Below are 19,770 nucleotides of genomic sequence, written 5' to 3' on the forward strand. Positions count from 1 at the left end.
TGGTCATGCACCGCATCGCCGGGTCCGCTATGTGCGGCATAAGCCGCCTGCGCCAGGGCGTAGTCTTCGGCAAAGGTTTCATCATGGCCGTGCTTGTGACCGCCGCCATAGGCGCCGGCGTCAGGCTCGAAAGGCTCATCAACCCTTTCGACAGTAACTCCGCCTAATTGCTTCAGCATGTCGACCAACACCGGGTCGTATTCCAGTTGCAGGTAGTTTGCTCCTACCTCGACCAAGATGTGGCGGTTGCCCAAGTGGTAGGCAGCCCGGGTCAGTTGCTGCGCACTGTGCGCGGTTACTCTTAACACAGACTCGATGGCGGCCTGGACAGCAATGAGCTTGCCGTCTTCAGCCACCAGGATATCGCCGTGGCGCAATACCGTGCCCTGGTTCAGAACCAGGCCAACTGGCTCGCCATTGTCCAGGGTTATTTTTTGCCGGCTGCGGCGGCGCAGTTCGAAGGGCAGGATAGCCTTCGGGGCGTTGGCGACCAATGCTTTGGCAAGGCGGGCGCCTTGCAGGTGTTTTTTGATGATGCGCATGACTAGAATAGAAAATAGCGTTGTGCCATAGGCAGTATTTTTGCGGGCTCGCAGGTTAACAACCTGCCGTCAGCCAGGACCTGATAGGTTTCCGGGTCGACAGTAATATGGGGCAGCCAGTTGTTATGCACCATGTCTTTCTTGCCGATACTGCGACAGCCATATACCCCTTCCAGGGTTTTGGTCAAACCCAAGGCATGGACGGCGGGGTTGGCAAGTCCGGCTTGCGACAAGAAAGTCAGGGAGGTTTTTACTGCCTTGCCGAAGCTGCCCCACATTGGGCGGAAATGCACGGGTTGGGGGGTAGCAATCGAAGCGCCGGGGTCACCCACCGAGGCGGCTGCAATCATGCCGCCTTTAAGCACCATATTTGCTTTCACGCCGAAAAATGCCGGACGCCAAAGCACGATGTCGGCAAGCTTGCCAACTTCGATAGACCCGACCTTGTGGGCAATGCCATGGGCTAAAGCCGGATTGATGGTGTATTTGGCAATGTAGCGTTTAATGCGTTGGTTATCGGCACGAGCGCTGTCGCCCTCCAGCGCACCCTGCTGCATTTTCATTTTGTCGGCCGTTTGCCAAGTGCGCAAAACGACCTCGCCGACGCGGCCCATGGCTTGCGAGTCGGAACTCATGATGGAAAACGCACCCAGGTCATGCAGTATGTCTTCGGCCGCAATGGTTTCGCGGCGGATGCGGCTTTCAGCAAATGCGACATCTTCTGCAATGGAAGGATCCAGGTGATGGCACACCATCAGCATGTCCAGATGCTCGTCTATGGTGTTGACCGTAAACGGCATGGTGGGATTCGTCGATGCCGGCAGCACATTAGGCATGCCTGCTGCCCGGATAATGTCTGGGGCGTGGCCGCCGCCTGCGCCTTCGGTATGGAACGAATGTATAGTGCGGCCCTTGAAAGCCTTGAAAGTGTCTTCGACAAAGCCGGATTCGTTCAGGGTATCGCTATGGATCGCCACCTGTACGTCGGTTTCTTCGGCAACGGTCAGGCAGGTATCGATGGACGACGGCGCGCAGCCCCAGTCTTCGTGCAATTTCAGGCCGATGGCGCCCGCCTCGACCTGTTCGCGCAAGGGAGCGGGATCGCTGGCATTGCCTTTGCCCAGCAAGCCGATGTTGACCGGGAAGGCATCCAGTGCTGAAAGCATGGAATGGATATGCCATGGCCCAGGGGTGCAAGTCGTCGCCATCGAGCTGGTGGTGGGCCCGGTGCCCCCACCTATCAATGTGGTGGTTCCGGTGGCAAGCGCCTCGTCGATTTGTTGCGGGCAGATAAAGTGGATGTGAGTGTCGATGGCACCCGCGGTAATGATCATGCCTTCTCCGGCTATCACTTCCGTGGCAGGCCCGACCACAATCGTGATGCCGGGCTGGATGTCTGGGTTGCCGGCTTTGCCTATACCCGAGATCAATCCGTTTTTTATGCCTATGTCGGCTTTAACAATGCCGGTGATGGCATCGATGATCAGGGCATTGGTGATAACGGTATCGACGCAATCGGCGCTGAGCCGCTGGCTTTGTCCCATGCCGTCGCGAATCACTTTGCCGCCGCCGAACTTGACCTCTTCGCCGAATATGGTGAAGTCTTTTTCGACCTCGGCCAGTAATTGGGTGTCGGCAAGGCGGACGCGGTCGCCCACACCATTGACGACGGTTGGGCCGAACATTTCGGTGTAGGCACGACGTGAAATAGCTACCATCACAAGGCTCCCATGATGTCGCCGTTAAACCCATATACCCGGCGGTCGCCAGCTAGCTCCACCAGCTCGACGGTTCGTTTTTGGCCAGGCTCGAATCGGGCGGCGGTACCGGCGGCAATATTCAGGCGAAAGCCGCGAGCGGCCTTGCGATCGAAGTGCAGCGCCGTATTGACCTCGGCAAAATGGTAGTGAGAACCGATTTGCACGGGGCGGTCGCCGGTGTTGATGACGTCGACTGAGCAGGTGGAGCGTCCGACGTTGAACTCGATATCGCCGAGTTCGGGAAGAATTTCACCAGGTATCATTTTGCGTATCCTGTCGAGTAAGAAGATGCTGGGCGGCCGGGTTGATTCACGCGGCGGAAGTAAATAAAACAATACCGTAGGCGGCAATACCGGCACCGGCAAAGCGGATCAGCCATTGTCCATGCTGTTTAAGCGCAAAGCCGCCGGCCAGGCCGGTTACGTGCAGGGCTAACGTGCTTAGCATGAAGCCGGCAATGAATGCTGTTGCGCTGACGCCCACTGGCAGCTCTGCCCCGTGGGCAAGGCCATGGAACACCGCAAAGAAGCCCACCAGCGCGACGCCTGCCCAGTTGGGCAGGGAAATGCGACTGGCAAGCAAAAGCCCCAATACAAAAAGCGAAGCCATGATCATGGGTTCAACGGCGGGCAGGCTGATGCCGGCAATCCCGGCGAGTGCGCCGGCCAGCAGCAAAGCCAGGAAGCTCAGCGGCGTCCAGATGGCTTGTCGGACATTGTTGTGAGTCAATGCTGCCCACATGCCTACCGCCAGCATGGCAAGCAAGTGATCGAAACCTGTCAGTGGGTGCAGCAGGCCGGCGGCGAACATATTGCCTGCGACTTCCTGGCCGTGCCCAGGGTGGGCCATTGCCGTGGTTGAAATCAAAGCCAATCCGATAGTGCAGGCGGCGCTGGCGCTGATTGTACGTAGTGGAGTAGATGTAGACATGGTCAATTCCAATCGAGAGTGAGATGTCGCGGTTGAGTCCGTCGCGACGCTTAAATAATAGGGTGGTGCACGGTAATAAGTTTGGTTCCGTCAGGAAAGGTGGCTTCCACTTGTATATCGGCAATCATTTCAGGGATGCCTTCCATGACATCGTCGCGTGTCAGTATGGTGGTGCCGTAATGCATCAGGTCGGCAACACTGCGGCCATCACGCGCGCCTTCCATTAGCTCGGCTGTAATCAGTGCGATGGATTCGGGGTAATTGAGTTTGACGCCGCGTGCTTTACGCCGTTCTGCCACCAAGGCAGCGGTAAAAATAAGCAATTTGTCTTTTTCGCGTGGGGTGAGATCCATTGTCCGATTCCTTATGTAAGAATGACCAAAACTTGAAAAATTATGTGTTCCAGAGGCGCAGGTAGCTGCCTTTTTTATCTAGTATCAACGGGCGCATCAGCATCCATAGTTCAATCAGCAGACGCTTTACGTCTTGGGTATGTGTACCCAGTATACGGATCAGACTAAGTCCCTGATCGTTGTTCTGGGGAATATGGGTGAGTCCAGATCGTATGTTGTCATTCCAGGGCAAGTATGATGCCAACTGGTCGGTTTGTTCGGTATTCAGTGAAGGCCCGAACGCCCAAAGCGTAGCCAGAACAGGGAATCCCGCCAGGCCGTTGGCACTGTTGCGCAAGGCGCTATCGGCGGTCAATTCCCCGACATCCAGCCATACAGACTGGCCGTCCAGCGAGAGTTCCGTGCTTAGCACCATGCGGCCATCATCCCAGTGGCTCGCTTTATTGATGCTTCCCAGTTGAGTAATTTCCCAGCCTATTGTGCAAGCGCCTGTTTGCAGATGCAAATGTGTGCTTGCCGAGGCGTTGGCTTGCTCGAATAAAATATTCTCTTGGGGTAACCAGTCCAGACGAGCACCGGCTGCCAAGTGAAGATGGGTATGTTGCGCCGAATGGCGGCCATTGGCCTTGTACCAGCGCGTAGCGCCTGGATTGTTTAGCAACGCGTGAGCGCCAGGCTGCACATTCACGTTAATAGACAGGGTGTCTCCGCCGGCGATGCCGGAAGGAGGATGCAGAACCGTAACGTGGCAGACGTCGGGCCCTTCTGGATATAGGGCCTTTTGAACCAATAGGGGCCCTTCGTGCCTGCGTTCTGATAATACGGTTTTCTGGAGGCCCTGTCGCGAGAATGAGAGCACCAATTTGGCGTGCCATTCATTCAAAGGTGCGATCATGGAGTAAGGGGCTCGGTTAGTTTTCGTAGGTGTTTGTTTCTAAAAGAATTTAGAAGCTGAAGGCTGGATTCTACGCTAGAGTGGCTAAACCGACAAATGCCTCCGTGCTTCCTCGCTATCGATGCTTGATTTGTCGCCTGCAGAGACCACGAGCAGGTTCGTTCATGTTCACTTTGTTTTGTGGAATGGGCGTATGCTGCAAGATGCTGATTGGCATGTCACCGTAGTCATTCAAGGGGTTACCCATGATCGAATGTTCGTCACGCGCTTATCAGAAACCTACAGCAGCAAAGATGCGCTGCCCATATTGCCATGTGGGGCCGGTCTTTGTTTAAACAGGCTGTCGTTCGCAATGCTTTCAGGTTCTTCTCGACGAGAACCCAGTGGGATGACCAGGCGCCTATCAGGGAAGAACTTTTCGGCATAGAACGGCTTGAACAGCATGCTGAAAGCCTTGCCGCTGCACAGTCAGTGACTGCTGAGCCGCCCCGCGTACTTTCTTTGCACAAGCGGCTTGATGACAATGCTGCCGTTTTGCTTGCAGCGTATCGCGCCAGTGCAGCGGAGCTGGAAAGAGGGCAGGCCGTGGTTCCCGCTGCGGAATGGCTGCTGGATAACTATCATCTTGTCGAAGAGCAAGTCCGTGAAATTCGGGATGATTTGCCGCCTGGCTTTTATCGTCAACTGCCTAAACTGGCGGCCGGGCCGTTGGCGGGGTATCCGCGCGTGTTTGGTATCGCCTGGGCCTTTGTCGCACACACAGACAGCAACTTCGACCCAGACACGTTAAGGCGCTTCATTGCCGCTTATCAGCGGGTCCAGCCTTTGGCAATTGGTGAATTGTGGGCGGTAGCCATTACGCTCAGGATAGTGCTGATCGAAAACTTGCGCCGTTTGGCGGATCAGATCAGTTTCGGACAAAAGGCGCGCGCGGACGCCGAGGCGCTGGCTAATCGCCTGGTCGGATCTGGGAGCATCCGTTTCGCGCTGGAAATCGATATCTCTCTACGTGCGCAAGATCCTTTGTCTGAAGCGTTTGCGGCGCATTTGGCCAAACGTCTTCGAGACCAGGATCCCAGGACGACGCCAGCGCTAGGTTGGCTGGAAGAGCGTCTTGGCCTTCAGGGCATGTCGATTGATCAGGTCGTACTGCTTGGTCAGCAACGTCAAGGTGCATCTAATGTCACCGTGCGAAATATTATTACCAGTATGCGGCTGATTTCCGATATTGACTGGGCGGAGTTGTTTGAAAAGGTTAGCTTGGTCGACGAGCGGTTGCGCGAGGCAAGCTCCTTTGCCTCCATGGATTTTTCGACTCGCGATCTCTATCGCAACGCAATTGAACAATTGGCTAGAGGTTCGGCGTTGTCTGAACTGGATGTTGCCGCCCGCGCATTGGAGGCGGCGCGCAATGCGCAAGCCTTGACCGGCAACGCGCAACGCATGGGCGACCCTGGTTATTACCTGATCGCCGAAGGCCGGCCTGCATTCGAGAGCATCATCGGATTTCGAGTGCCGCTGCAATTGCGTATAAGTCGCATGAATATACGCCGCGGCATTCGCGGTTATGTTGGGGCGATTCTGTTTGTCACGGTGCTGTTGATTTGTCTGGCATTATGGATTTTAGAGGTTGCGGGCGCGAGCGTCAGCTGGCTGGTGCTATTTGCTCTGGTCGTATTTTTTCCAGTTACAGGCCTGGCCACGGCGTTTGTCAATCGGGCGCTGACTTCAACTTTCAGTCCGACCGTCTTGCCAGGCATGGACATGAAAGCGGGTGTGCCGACTTCGCTTAGAACGCTCGTCGCAGTTCCTACGCTGTTGACCAGCGAGGCTGATCTGCTAGAGCAAATTGAGCGGCTCGAAGTGCATTATCTGGGGGGAGTCGGCGGCGATCTGGTATTTGCCTTGTTGCTCGATGGTCTGGATGCTGATCAGGAAGTGCTGCCAGGCGATGCACCATTGCTTGCCGTGGCGATGGATGCCATACAGAAATTGAACGGTCGCTACGGTCCGGGCCCTGGCGGTAAGCGCTTTCTGTTGTTGTATCGTCGCCGGGTCTTTAATAAGGGCGAGAATAAATGGATGGGGTGGGAGCGTAAAAGGGGTAAGCTGCATGAACTGAATCGATTGTTGCGCGGCGCCACTGATACCACCTATATACCGGTTGGCAATACTGCGGTACAGGTGCCGGCCAATGTACGTTATGTGATTACCCTCGACGCAGATACCAGGATGCCGCGGGATGCAGCGCAGCGACTTATCGGAAAAATGTCCCATCCGCTGAACTGGCCGGAATTCGATACAGCCCAACAACGCGTGATCAATGGCTACGCTATTCTTCAACCACGCGTTACCCCTGCCTTGCCGGTGGGGGGTGAAGGCTCGATCTACCAGAAAGTGTTTTCCAGCCCTGGCGGCATGGATCCGTATGCGGCAGCTATCTCCGATGTTTACCAGGATCTTTTCGGGGAAGGATCCTATACAGGTAAAGGCATCTATGATGTAGATGCCTTTGAGACGGCGTTATCTGGTCGTGTTCCGGAAAGTACGCTGCTTAGCCACGATTTGTTCGAAGGGATTTTCGCACGGGCAGGCCTGGCTTCTGATATCGAAGTGGTGGAAGAGTTCCCCGCGCGCTACGATGTCGCTCTCAAGCGACAGCACCGGTGGACGCGTGGCGATTGGCAGCTTCTTCCATGGGTAACTGGGCGGGCCACGGGAAGCTCGGCACTGCCTTCCGTGGGGCGGGGGAAAATACTAGATAATCTACGCCGCTCGCTGCTTGCGCCGTTCACCTTGCTCGCCCTGGCCTGCAGTTGGTTGTTGCCAATGCCGGCCAGCTTGCTGGCTACGTTTTTTGTACTCGCATGTATCGCAATCCCGCCCTTGTTGCCGAGCTTTTTTTCATTATTACCACGGCGCAGTGGAATTAATTTTCGTAGCCACATTGAAGCGCTGGCGGCTGATCTGCGATTAGCGGGCACGCAGATTTTTCTTGCTTTGGCTTTCCTGGGTGATCAGGCGTGGCATATGGGCGACGCGATTGTTCGCACCTTGATCCGGTTATTCATTACCCGCCGTCATCTGCTTGAATGGACGACAGCGGCACAGTCATCCAGAAGCCCGCAGCCTGACCTTCGCGGCTGCTATGCAAGTATGGCGGGCGGTACATTGCTTGCGCTGAGCTTAGCTGGTGCTGCGGTTATTTTTAATCCGTCGTCGTGGCCTTTGGTCTTGCCTTTTGCCTTGTTATGGCTGGGCGCACCAGCACTTGCCTCGTGGGCCAGTCAGTCGGAGCTGGGGCGAAAGCTTAGCGAATTCTCGGCAAGGGATGCGACCGATCTTCGGCTAACTGCGCGTCGGACCTGGCGTTTTTTTGAAACCTTCGTGACGCCAGCCGATAACATGTTGCCGCCGGATAATTTTCAAGAGAACCCCAAGCCTGTGCTTGCCCGCCGCACCTCGCCCACCAATATGGGGTTGTATCTGTTGTCGGCGATTGCTGCGCGTGATTTTGGCTGGGCTGGCACCATGAAAACGGTAGGGCGGCTTGAAGCGACACTGGCAACCATGCAAGAGCTCTCGCGTTTGAAGGGGCACTTCTTTAATTGGTACGGTACAGAGGATATGCGCCCGCTAGAGCCGGCTTATGTGTCTTCTGTTGATAGCGGGAATCTTGCGGGTCACCTTATCGTGGTTGCGCAGGCTTGCGAGGAGTGGATCCATAGCGCCTATTTGGCGGATTGCCGGCCCGGCATGCTGGATGATCTGCTGCTTGCCCGCAAGGCTATCGTCTTGCTTCCCGCTGCAAGCGGTGAACGTGGCCGCGAACTGATCGCACTCCTTGATGAAATTGAAGTGAAAATCAATGAGGCGTCGGTCGAAAGCATACCTTTTCCGTTACTGAGCCGGTTGGCAGATAAAGCAGTTAAATCGGTACGAAGCCTTGTGCCTGCTGTCGCGGATGATGATTCGACCAATGCACTATTTTGGGTCGATGCGCTGGGCCATGCAATAGCGGAACACGGTCACGACCGATCCCTTTCTGTTGATGGGCCATTTCCGTTGGCAAACAGATTGGAGGCGCTGGCGAACATAGCGCGCCAGATGGCCATGGCCATGGATTTTTCTTTTCTGTTGGATGCCGACCGGCAGCTTCTGTCCATTGGCTACTCTCAAGCCGATAATTGCCTTGACCCAAGCTGTTACGATTTGCTGGCTTCCGAAGCACGGCTGGCAAGCCTGTTTGCCATAGCAAAAGGAGATGTACCGACACGGCATTGGTTGCGGTTGGGCCGTACCGCGACGCCGCTGAATAAAGGGTCAGCGCTCATTTCTTGGTCTGGCTCGATGTTTGAGTATCTGATGCCGTCGCTGGTGATGCGGGCTCCTTTTGGTAGCTTGCTCGAACAGACAAATCGCCTGGTGGTGGAGCGTCAGCAAGCCTATGGAGATAGCCTGAACATTCCGTGGGGCATTTCGGAGTCCGCCTATAACGCCCGCGACATGGAGTTTACTTATCAGTACTCCAACTTCGGTGTGCCTGGCCTGGGCCTTAAGCGTGGCCTGTCCGAGAACTTGGTTATCGCACCTTACGCGACGGGGCTGGCAGCCATGATTGATCCTGCCGGCGCTTGCCGGAATTTTGCCCGCCTTGGCAGGATGGGTGCGCTGGGCCGCTACGGTTTTTACGAAGCGCTGGACTTTACTCCTTCACGGCTTCCCGACAATAAAGAAGTGGCCATCGTGCACAATTTCATGGCGCATCACCAGGGCATGACGATCGTCGCTATTGCCAATGCATTGATGGGGGCTCGGATGCGAGTCCGTTTTCATCGCGAGCCGATGATACAAGCCTGCGAGTTGCTACTTCAGGAGCGTATGCCCAGAGACGTTGCGATTGCCCATCCGCGTGCCGAAGAGGTGAAGGTATCCGCATCAGCAGCTCGGGACAGCGCAGTCACCTTGCGCCGCGTTGTGGGGGCTCCCCTCGGCGCTCCAGTCACCCACTTGTTGTCGAATGGTCGCTATACGGTGATGGTAACGGCTGCAGGGGCCGGTTATAGCCGGTGGCGCGACGTTGCCGTGACGAGATGGCGTGAGGATGCGACACGTGATGCTTGCGGCTCATTCATTTTCTTGCGTGATATGCAGGATGGCCATGTTTGGTCTGCGGGCTTGCAGCCTGTTGGAAGCGCCTTTGAACATGACGAGGTCATTTTCGGCGAAGACTATGCCGAGTTCATCCGCCGCGATGGTGTGTTGACCTCCACGATGAATATTCTGGTTTCGGGTGAAGATGACGGCGAGGTGCGCCGTGTATCCCTGACCAATAGCGGACGCCGTCCACGCGAGATCGAGCTTACGTCTTATGCCGAGGTTGTTCTGACGACGCCGGCGGCTGATAACGCGCATCCCGCTTTCGCCAAAATATTCGTCGTGACCAGCCATCTTGACGAGTTTGGTGCGCTCGTGGCCACTCGGCGCACGCGGTCACATGATGAGCCTCAGGTATGGGCGGCTCATTTCGCTGTCGTGGAGGGCGAACTGGTTACCGAGCCCCAATACGAATCTGATCGAGCCCGGTTTATCGGTCGCGGAAAATCATTGGGAACAGCCATCGCTATGGCTGATGGGCAGCCGCTGTCTAATACCGTGGGTACCGTGCTGGACCCGATTTTTTCGCTTAGGTACCGTCTGTTGATCCCTCCCGGCAAGGTTGCCCGCGTGGCCTTTTGGACGGTCGTGGCGCCGTCGCAGGCGGCGCTTCTTGAGCTTATCGATAGGCATCATGATCGTAGCGCTTTCGACCGGGCAAGAACATTGGCCTGGACCCAGGCCCAGGTACAACTTCGGCATTTTGATATCGACCCTGAAGAAGCTGCGGATTTTCAACGCTTAGCTGCACCTATCTTGTATGCCGACAGTCGGTTCAGGGTGTCCGCAGAATCGATCAGGCGCGGAGCCGGCCTGCAATCAGGTCTTTGGCCGCAGGCCATTTCGGGCGATTTGCCTATTGTGCTGTTGTGCATCGATGATCTCGAAGATATTGCCCAGGTCCGCCAGTTATTGCGCGCTCATGAGTATTGGCGTATGAAGCGCCTGGCGGTTGACTTGGTCATTGTCAATGAGCGCGCTTCTTCGTATGCGCAGGATCTCCAGATTGCGATCGAAACGGCGGTACGCAGCACCCAGGCAGTGCCTCGCTTTGGCGGAGAGCTGGCGCTGGGCGCTGTTTATACGTTGCGGGCGGACCTTATGGGGCTCGAGACCCGCGCGCTGCTCCAATCGGTCGCACGAGTCATGCTACGCGCACGGGCTGGCTCGCTTGCCGAACAGCTTGCCCGCATGCCGCAGGCAGTAATCCAGGCGGAGCCCATTCAACGTCCGAAGGCAGACCACACGGCAGCGTCGATAGTGCGGCCACCCGAAGGCCTGGAGTTCTTCAACGGCCTGGGAGGATTCGATAAAAACGGGCGGGAGTACGTCATTGTTCTGAACGAAGGGCTGTCCACGCCTGCTCCCTGGATCAACGTGATGGCCAATGCCGCCTTTGGGTTTCAGGTTTCTGCAGAAGGAAGCGGTTATACCTGGGCGCAGAACAGCCGCGAGAACCAGCTCACTCCCTGGTCGAATGATCCGGTTCAAGATCCGGCGGGTGAGGCGCTTTATATACGTGACGAGGCCACTGGCGAGATTTGGACGCCAACAGCTCTGCCGATACGGGGTGGGGGAAGTTATATTGCGCGGCATGGCTATGGCTATAGCAGCTTCGAGTATCAAGCTAACGATATCGGGGCTCGGTTGCTGCAATACGTGCCGATTTCGGATCCCGTCAAGATCTCGCGCTTGACCTTGCGCAATCTGTCAGGGAAATCGCGCCGTTTGTCGGTTACCGCTTATGCAGAATGGGTGTTGGGCACGACCCGTGCCGCGTCCGGACCTTTTGTTGTGACCAAGATCGATGAAGCGACTGGCGCCATGCTGGCTTTTAACCCATGGAATATTGCCTTTCCGGGTCGAGTCGCGTTTGCTGATCTAGGCGGAATGCAGACGGCCTGGACGGCTGACCGCAGCGAATTTATCGGCCGCCATGGCGAATTGGAAAGCCCCGCGGGGCTGGCAGGTAACGCGCCGCTATCCGGGAAGACAGGGGCCGGACTGGACCCGTGTTCGGCTTTGCTGGGCGTCGTGGAGCTGCAGCCAGGCCAAACGGTCGAACTCGTGTGGTGTCTGGGCCAAGCCGGTTCAGTTCAAGAGGCGCAGGAATTAATTAAGCGTTATAGGCAAGCCAATCTGGACGATGTGCTTGCACAGGTAAGCAATCATTGGGACTCATTGCTTGGCGCAGTACAGGTCAAGACACCCGATCGTGCCATGGATGTCATGCTCAATGGCTGGCTGCTATACCAGACACTGGCCTGCCGTATCTGGGCGCGCTCGGCTTTTTATCAGGCCAGCGGAGCCTATGGTTTTCGCGATCAGCTTCAAGATGGAATGGCATTGTCATTTTCCCTGCCGCAAGCCGCGCGAGAGCATCTCTTGCGGGCTGCCGGTAGACAGTTTCCCCAAGGCGACGTTCAGCATTGGTGGCTGCCGCATTCGGGACAAGGGGTAAGGACGCGTATTTCGGATGACCGGGTGTGGCTGGTTTTCGCTACGGCCACTTACATCACCACCACGGGCGATGCCACTGTCCTGGACGAAAACCTTTCTTTCATTGATGGCCCTCTGCTGCATTCAGAAGATCATGACGCATTTTTCCAGCCCATGCTTGCTGATGAATCGGCGTCTTTGTATGAGCACTGCGCGCGCGGGTTGGATCAATGTCTGGAATTGACCGGTCAGCTGGGCCTGCCATTGATGGGCACAGGCGATTGGAACGATGGAATGAACCGTGTCGGCGAGGGCGGTAAGGGCGAAAGCGTGTGGCTGGGCTGGTTGCTGTTAAGAACCATAAACCTGTTCACGCCACTGGTTCAGGATCGCGACGCGGTGCGGGCTCAGCGTTGGCGCACGCATGCAATCGAGTTGAAAGCAGCCCTGGAACGTGAAGCCTGGGACGGTCAGTGGTATCGACGCGCGACCTTCGATAATGGTAGTTGGCTTGGAGCGAAGGACAGCCAGGAATGTCAGATCGACTCTATCGTGCAGTCGTGGGCTGTGTTATCAGACGCGGCCGATCCCCAGCGCGCCAGGACAGCAATGGACTCGATGGCCCAGCATTTGATACGTCCTGATGATGGCGTAGCACTTCTGTTTGCGCCGCCTTTCGACAAGATGCCGCTGGACCCGGGCTACATCAAAGGCTATCCACCCGGACTGCGAGAGAATGGCGGCCAGTACAGTCATGCCGCCATGTGGGCGGTTCTGGCATTCGCCAAGCTGGGGCAGGGCAAAAAGGCGGTCGATTTATTTGCGCTGCTCAACCCTATCAACCATGCACGCACCTTCGCGGACGCCGAACGTTATAAAGTCGAGCCTTACGTCATTGCCGCTGATGTCTATTCTGTTGCGCCGCATATCGGACGTGGTGGCTGGACCTGGTATACCGGATCAGCAGCGTGGATGTATCGTGCCGGTGTTGAAGGAATACTGGGCATGCGCCGTGAAGGCAACTTTCTGATCATCGCTCCCAGTATTCCAGAGGCATGGCCGGGGTTCGAGGCGACCGTCCATGTTGCTGCCGCCCGTTATGAAATCCATGTCGAGAATTCGTCTGGCCTTGGTTACGATGATATGCGAGCTACGCTTGATGGCCGGCGTATCGAATGTTCGCAAGGCAATGTGCGAGTGCTGCTGGAGGAGGGTACGCACCGTTTACTGATAACTTTGTAGGCACTCGGGGTGGGGAAACATAATGATGTGTCCTTGCTCCTGCGCCTCGCTAAAGCAGCCAGTCTATAGGAAGTATCGACAGGAAATTCACGCTAGCACGGCGCCAGAAGCTGGCGTTGGGTTCTGTGTCATACCGTATTTTTTTGCCATCGCGTTGTTCTATCCAATACAGCTTGCCTTCATCCGACAGATGAACCTCGTAGGACGTCTCTGGCACCTTGCTCTCGAACGCCGCCTGGATATCGCGCGCCATGGCGGGGCTGTCGATAACGAAGCCAAGTTCTGTATTGAGTTTGGCTGAACGTGGGTCGAAGTTGAACGAGCCGACAAAAATTCGTTCGCCATCCACCGAAAAGGTTTTGGCATGCAAGCTGGATCCTGAGCTGCCGAACGGACCGGCGCTTCTGCTTCTTCGCGAATCGGACGACAGGCGTTTCATCTCGTAGAGGATGATGCCGCTCTCCAGCAAAGGTTTGCGCCGTTTCGCATAGCCGGCATGAACGGCGGCAACGTCTGTGGCATCTAATGAATTGGTCAGTATCTTGATCTTGACCCCGCGCTCGGCCATCTCGGAAAAACCTTTGACTCCTGCCTTACCTGGCACAAAATAGGGCGACACCAATTCCAGATTGGATTCTGGGTTGCCGATAATCTGTTCTAGTCCATGCGTAAGAAGCTGCGTGGCCGGCACCTGACCAAGGCCTTTGCGTGGGTCGTCGCTGACCATGTGCGCGGTGGCCCATTGCAATTCGATAGTGCCATCTTTCAGTTGGCGGATAAGGCTGGAATCGGCCAGGGCTTTGACGTAGATAGCCGCACGCGGATCCTTTTCGAATTCATGGGCTTCAGAGGCCAGGGTCTGGAGCTGAGCGGACTCTGCCTTGGGCAGCAACAGGTCGACGGGGTAGGAGGACTGACTGGCCCAGTAGAGATCGAAATCGTCGGACACATCCTTGACTATCGGACCTATTGCCGCGACATCGAGGTCGGCGAACAAAATGTCTGGTGTTGCGCCGAAGTACTCATCTCCGATATTTCGTCCACCTATGATGGTGATTTGGTTATCGGCGGTAAGTGATTTGTTATGCATACGCCGGTTCAGGCGCGAGAAGTCGGTGAGATAGCCTATCCAGCGCGGGCTGCGGATAGTAAAAGGGTTGAACAAGCGGACTTCAATATTGGGGTGGGCGTCAAGCGCGGAAAGCGTGGGGTCGAGCCCTGTTGTATTGTTGTCGTCCAGCAAAAGGCGTACACGCACACCACGGTCGGCAGCCTCACGCAGGGCTTGAAGCAGAAGGGTCCCGGTCAGGTCCTTGTGCCATATATAGTATTGAACATCCAGAGTACGTTCGGCTGCACGTATGATCAGTGCGCGTGCGACAAAGGCGTCCAGGGGATTGGCTAATGAGGAAATGCCTGACTTGCCCGGATGGGCGCGGGCCAGGCGCGAAATGCCAACGCCCAGTTTGGTGGCGTGGGACTGATCTGCAGGAAGTGCTTGCGAGACCGTCCGGTTTTCAAGAGAAGGCAAGGCAACGCATCCTGCAACCAGTATGGCCGCAGTGCAGATCGAACAAAAATACAGTACGGCGCGTGTTCGCATGTTCATTGTGTTGGCTCCTGCCAATTGACTGCCCAGATATGCTTATGCCAGTAAATTGGATAGCGATCTATGCGAAGACACAGATTAACATTTGCGTCGAGAATTGCCTTTGCTTTGGGGCTTGAAAAATCGGGTGCGCAACCGGGCGTATCCGATTTTTACGCCAGTTAAGCATAGGACGAGTCCACCCAGGCTAAGTAGTATCAAGGCGATGTTGCGTGTCGTGCCTGCCTGAAGCATGGGGGGAATATCCCAACTGTGCAAAAAGTTGAATAGCCAGCGGCCCGTCCGTTGAGACTGGCTTGAACTCAGTTCGACGTCGCCGCTGTAAAGGTCAAGGTATACCGACGTTTTTTCGGCGTCATCGAAGTCTACCCGTAGTGCGGGCAAACGTCGTTCGGCGGCGCCATACATGGATTGTGTGGCGCGACTGTAGTACTGGCTGTCGTAGTGATCGATGCGCTGGTGGGAAACCATGTGCGCATCCATCAAACGCGGCGCTGCCTGTAGCAAAAGGGTATCGGGCCATTGAGCCAATAAAGCATAGACTGGTCCACTACGCATGATCAGGCGCGTGGTGTTTGCGGCATCGCGGGCCAGCAAATAGGGAATCCCGCCAATGGCCCGCCATTCGATTTCGCTGGCGTGAAAACCCTGGCTTGACAGCATGGCGAGGGCCTCGGACGTATCCAGCGGCAGGTGGGCTGTGCCTGGCGTGCCGCCACGATAAGCCGACAAGTTCGGGCGTTCTTGCGGACTGAATATGCCAACTGGGTTCATCGACATGAGGCCGCTGAATATCCATGTGCAAGTGATCGCGGCAAACATCAGGCCTGACAGATGGTGCCAGCGCAAATAGCCACCCCGGTAGGGAGAGCGGGAGCCTGACTTGTACGGGCTGCCGAAGCGCCATCGCCAAAGTCCGGCCAGTGTGCCAGTGAGTGCAGCCAGGACGCCTGTGGCCGACAAGGCAATTACGGTCCAGCTCCAGAGCGGATCGACGGGATGGCTGCGAAAAACATACAGCCAATGCAGCCAAGCGCCGACATAGTTCCAGGCCCGCTGGAATCGAGGTGCATCCATCACGACCTCACCGGTCGATGACGAAACATATAGAAGCGTCTGCTCCTTATCGTTCAATTGAACGCGATGCAGCGGGCGGTGGATATTCAGCGAGCCGGAGTGCGTCCATGTGTCTTCGTGGATCTGTCCCAAATAAGCGGCATCGGCGCCAGGAATGAAGACGCGGGCCGCGCGCATGGCGTGCTGCGCATCCGCCGGCTTGGCGGACTGGCCCGAAATGGCATTCACGACCTGATAGCGGCCGTTGCTTTGGCGCAGCTTATAGTGGGGGATCCCCGCGATGGAGGTCAGCACTATTTCTTGTACGGAGGCAGGGTCGTCGGCTTGCGATAATGCCTTGTCGACGGAGATGCAGCAGCCCGGTGTTTCCAGAGCAGGAAGGGCAGCCAGCCGTTCCCATGGCGTAAATTTTGGGTAGCCCACGAACAGCATTACCACGCCGCTGATGAACCATAACGTCATGAGTACGCATGCGGCAATACCCGCCCATCGGTGCACCAGATATACCGCGCGCTTAAAGCGCGACCAGAATGTTGTCATGACCGGATCCCGAGCTTAGAACTGATAGGCGGCGGTCAATTCGACCCTGCGGCCAGGGCCTATAAACCACTGCGTCTGGTTGTAGTACGCGGTTTCCGCATACTGCTTGTCGAATATATTGAAACCACGCAAGGTCAGCGTCAGATCGCGTTTAGGCTGCCACTGCAACGCAACATCGGTGGTCGTATAGGCGGGAAGCTTCAAGGTATTGGCGCGATCGGCGTAACGCTTGCCTACATAGCGCAGTCCAGTGCTGGCCGTCCAGTCCGGCAAGAAGCGCCAGCTGAGCCAGAGATTGGCCAGGCGTTCGGGCACGTCGGTGGGCGTATTGCCGTTGCGTGACACCGCTACGCCGTTGACCGATTCCGAGAAATCATCGTAGCGGGCGCGCAAGATAGTCGCGTTGGCATCAACACGCCACCCCGAAGCGAATTCCATACCCAATGTGGCTTCGATGCCTTGCGATGATTGTTGTCCAACTTGAATGCTAATGGTCGGGTCGGCGCTGTCCCGGGTCAGCAGCTTTTCTTTGACGATATGGTAGGCTGCCAGCGTCCATTCCCCTTTGTCGTCCCAGAAGGTCTGTTTGGCGCCGATTTCGAATTGCCTGCCGGTGGACAGATCAAAATCCTTGTTGGCGGGCGGCATCATCAATAGGGCACTGACAGGGTCGGCTGCTACGGAATATTGTCCATAAATGGCCAAGCCAGGCACGATCTCGTACACGCTGCCCAGGCGCCAGCCAATATTCGAAAACGTCTTGTCGAGCACCGTTTGACCAATGACCAGATCGCGCCGTTTTACGTCGGCGTGGTCATATCGCAAGCCGGCAATGGCCGACCACGCAGGGGTGATCTCTAAGCGATTTTCCGCAAACAGCGAGTACTGAAATGCCTTGTTGCGGTATCGCGGCGCGGTGCCAGCAATGTTGATGAACTCACCGTGATCAAAGTCATAGGGATCGACCAGGGATACGCCCGAGTAGGGGGAATTGTTACTGTGTTTGAATGCGCTTTGGTTTACATCGAAGCCAACGGATACCTGGTTTTTCAAGCCTAGAACGTGGGTGTCGACGCTGACTGTCGTGGTGTTTCCAACCTGGGATTGGTCGTGTTTGATTTCTGTATATGAACTGCGTTTGATCAGACCGCTGGCAGGCACATAGTCGTAATACTCGGCGTTGCGCCAATGACGATCGCTTTCGATCTGGTACAGGCGGCTTTGAACCGTTGTCGCATCGTTGGGCGTCCACTGGGCCGACAGCTCGGTCCAGCGGTCGTCGAACTTTATCAAGGCATCGCCAACGTTATAGTTTTGTTTGCGCAAGGAGTCATCCAGTTCTCCATTCACCAGGGGAGACCCGAAATATCGCATTGGTTCTTGCCAGCCTTGGGCGTAGCTTAATGTGAGACTGAACTCCGGCGAGACGTCCAACTGCAACGCGCCCGAAAGTGTCAGATTGCGAGAGTCTCCCATATCAACCCAGCCGTCGGAGCGGTTGCCGCTGGCATCGAAACGGTAGGATAGTTTGTCATTGATGGCGCCACCGCTGCCCAGGCCTAAGCGTTGCGTATTGTCGCTACCCACAGTGGCCTGAATCTCATTTTCGATAGGACCGCGAGTAGGCTTCTTAGGTATGACGTTGACAACGCCTCCAATCGCCCCTTCCCCGTAAATGACCGAAGCCGGACCTCGAAGCACTTCGATGCGCTCTACGGACCAGGGGTCAAAAGGAAAGGTAATGCCGATGCCGCCATATTGGCGCTTGCCGTCATAAAGCTGCATGACGGACGAAGATCCCGTGAACCCGCGAGCCGAAAGCGCCGCGCCGCCATTACCGGGATGGCCAATATGGCTCAGGCCTACCGACCTGGTGATGGTGTCTGTCAGGTTGGCATCCCCGAATTGTTCCAGTTGTTTTCGGGTGATGACGCTGACGCTGGCTGGTGTCTGCAGCCCTGTCAGTCTAAGTGTCGATCCTGTCGATGTCACCGAATCGAGTCCCCCGGATAAAGAAGGGCTTACGGCAATCGCCGATAATACCGATACGGATTCGGCTGCATGAATTGTCGTGCAAGCCAGAATAGCGGGGAGAACAGGAATAGCAAGCGCAGCGGCAACCGCAGCGCGGGAATGAATGCGAAGCATGAGCAGACCTCGGGATATCTATTGTCTTTAACCGGCGCGTCGAAGGCCGGCAACGTAGAAATAAATCAACCGAAGCTAGGAGGAGGGGCGCGTGAACCGAGTGGGGGGCCGTGCGCCGATAACGGCGGCAAGGCCTTGAAAACAGGAACTGGCAATATGTGCCGAAGGACTGCTGCAAGTATCACCAGCATTGCCGAAGGCGCCATCATGGCCTGAGCGGCGAGCAATCCAAACGGACAACTGATGCTGTTGGCGGCGTCTTGATCGGTGGTGTTCTTTGAGGTGTCGGACAGACTCAGCGGCAGAACGGACGTGCCGCCGCCAACGGTACAAAATGTAAGGACTAACTGGCCGTTTCGAAGGGCATTGGTGTCCGGCATGAAGCCCGCCGGCACCAGGGATCGGCAAACGAACGCCGCCACCGTCAACCAGAGCATGAAGCGCCAGACGGTTAAAGGCATGCGAGGATAAGGGCCCCGTGAAAACATAGGCGCGATGCTATCACAAATCGACACTTATCCAGCACGCCAAAACCATGCTTTTATGCCGTCAGTACTGCCCGGCCCGTAACCTTGCCTTGGCGCAGGGCAGCCAGTGTCGCGTCAGCTTCGCTAAGCGGGTGGCGTTGAATCGGTATCGGCGTTATCTGTTTGGTTTTTACCAGTTCTATCAATTCACGCAGTTCGGTCAGGTTTCCGACATAGCTGCCGATGATGTTCATGGCCTTCATGGGAATCAAGGCGATGGGCCATGATGACGCGCCGCCGAACAAGCCGATGAGTATCAGCTTGCCGCCCTTGGTCAGGCAGTCAAAGGCGATGGCTGTGGTAGAGGGCGCGCCTACCAGGTCAATGACGGCCTGCACTGGCTTGCCTGAGGCCGCCTTCATGATTTGCTGGGCAGCGTCGGGCGCATTGCCGTCGATAGCCGCCAAGGCGCCCGCATCCAGGGCCGCCTGGCGCTTGGCCGGATCGATATCGACAACGATGGCCCCGACGCCGTCCAATGCCGCAAGCAGGCTAAGACACATAAGCCCAAGGCCGCCCGCTCCCATGATAACGATAGGGTGCTTGGTATA

At 56.4% G+C, this 19,770-nt stretch carries 12 protein-coding genes; 1 reads left to right on the forward strand and 11 read right to left on the reverse strand.

Annotation, left to right across the window (positions count from 1 at the left end; all coding sequences use genetic code 11):
* From ureE to ABWO67_RS12295, 6 genes are all read right to left on the reverse strand, one after another.
* Nucleotides 1-542, reverse strand: a 542-nt coding sequence (gene ureE, locus ABWO67_RS12270) for an urease accessory protein UreE (protein ID WP_353152001.1), incomplete at its 3' end; no start/stop codon positions are given.
* A gap of 2 nt (nt 543-544) precedes the next feature.
* Nucleotides 545-2,260, reverse strand: coding sequence for an urease subunit alpha (gene ureC / locus ABWO67_RS12275; protein ID WP_353152002.1), 1,716 nt, complete (start codon nt 2,258-2,260; stop codon nt 545-547).
* Nucleotides 2,260-2,565 carry an urease subunit beta gene (locus ABWO67_RS12280; RefSeq protein ID WP_353152003.1) on the reverse strand — a complete coding sequence of 102 codons (306 nt, stop codon included), beginning with the start codon at nt 2,563-2,565 and terminating at the stop codon, nt 2,260-2,262. The genes ureC and ABWO67_RS12280 overlap by 1 nt, the downstream gene beginning before the upstream one ends.
* Nucleotides 2,566-2,611: 46 nt before the next feature.
* Nucleotides 2,612-3,232, reverse strand: a complete 621-nt coding sequence (locus ABWO67_RS12285) for a HupE/UreJ family protein (protein WP_353152004.1) — start codon at nt 3,230-3,232, stop codon at nt 2,612-2,614.
* A gap of 50 nt (nt 3,233-3,282) precedes the next feature.
* Nucleotides 3,283-3,585: an urease subunit gamma gene (locus tag ABWO67_RS12290; protein WP_353152005.1), complete on the reverse strand. Its 303-nt coding sequence runs from the start codon at nt 3,583-3,585 to the stop codon at nt 3,283-3,285.
* A gap of 40 nt (nt 3,586-3,625) precedes the next feature.
* Nucleotides 3,626-4,480, reverse strand: coding sequence for an urease accessory protein UreD (locus tag ABWO67_RS12295; protein WP_353152006.1), 855 nt, complete (start codon nt 4,478-4,480; stop codon nt 3,626-3,628).
* 327 nt (nt 4,481-4,807) lie between these two features.
* Between ABWO67_RS12295 and ABWO67_RS12300 the strand changes: the two genes are divergently transcribed.
* Entirely contained in the window at nt 4,808-13,318 is an 8,511-nt protein-coding gene (locus ABWO67_RS12300) for a GH36-type glycosyl hydrolase domain-containing protein (RefSeq protein WP_353152007.1), read from the forward strand.
* A 49-nt stretch (nt 13,319-13,367) separates the two neighbouring features.
* Here the strand turns inward: ABWO67_RS12300 and ABWO67_RS12305 are convergent, their stop codons facing one another.
* The 5 genes from ABWO67_RS12305 to ABWO67_RS12325 form a co-directional block, all read right to left on the reverse strand.
* Nucleotides 13,368-14,921: a phospholipase D family protein gene (locus ABWO67_RS12305; RefSeq protein WP_502930009.1), complete on the reverse strand. Its 1,554-nt coding sequence runs from the start codon at nt 14,919-14,921 to the stop codon at nt 13,368-13,370.
* Between the two features lie 84 nt (nt 14,922-15,005).
* Nucleotides 15,006-16,544 (reverse strand): PepSY domain-containing protein, encoded by a 1,539-nt coding sequence (locus ABWO67_RS12310; RefSeq protein ID WP_353152009.1) that lies wholly within the window; start codon nt 16,542-16,544, stop codon nt 15,006-15,008.
* Between the two features lie 15 nt (nt 16,545-16,559).
* The gene (locus ABWO67_RS12315; RefSeq protein WP_353152010.1) at nt 16,560-18,692 is read right to left on the reverse strand and encodes a TonB-dependent receptor; all 2,133 of its coding nucleotides are present in this window, start codon (nt 18,690-18,692) and stop codon (nt 16,560-16,562) included.
* 65 nt (nt 18,693-18,757) lie between these two features.
* A complete protein-coding gene (locus ABWO67_RS12320) occupies nt 18,758-19,153 on the reverse strand; it encodes a DUF2946 family protein (protein ID WP_353152011.1) in 396 nt (131 codons plus the stop codon).
* Between the two features lie 80 nt (nt 19,154-19,233).
* On the reverse strand, nt 19,234-19,770 hold a 537-nt coding region (locus ABWO67_RS12325; protein WP_353152012.1), incomplete at its 5' end, for a zinc-binding dehydrogenase.

Origin of the sequence: Pollutimonas bauzanensis (assembly GCF_040393045.1) — a bacterium.
GTDB lineage: Bacteria > Pseudomonadota > Gammaproteobacteria > Burkholderiales > Burkholderiaceae_B > Pollutimonas > Pollutimonas bauzanensis_A.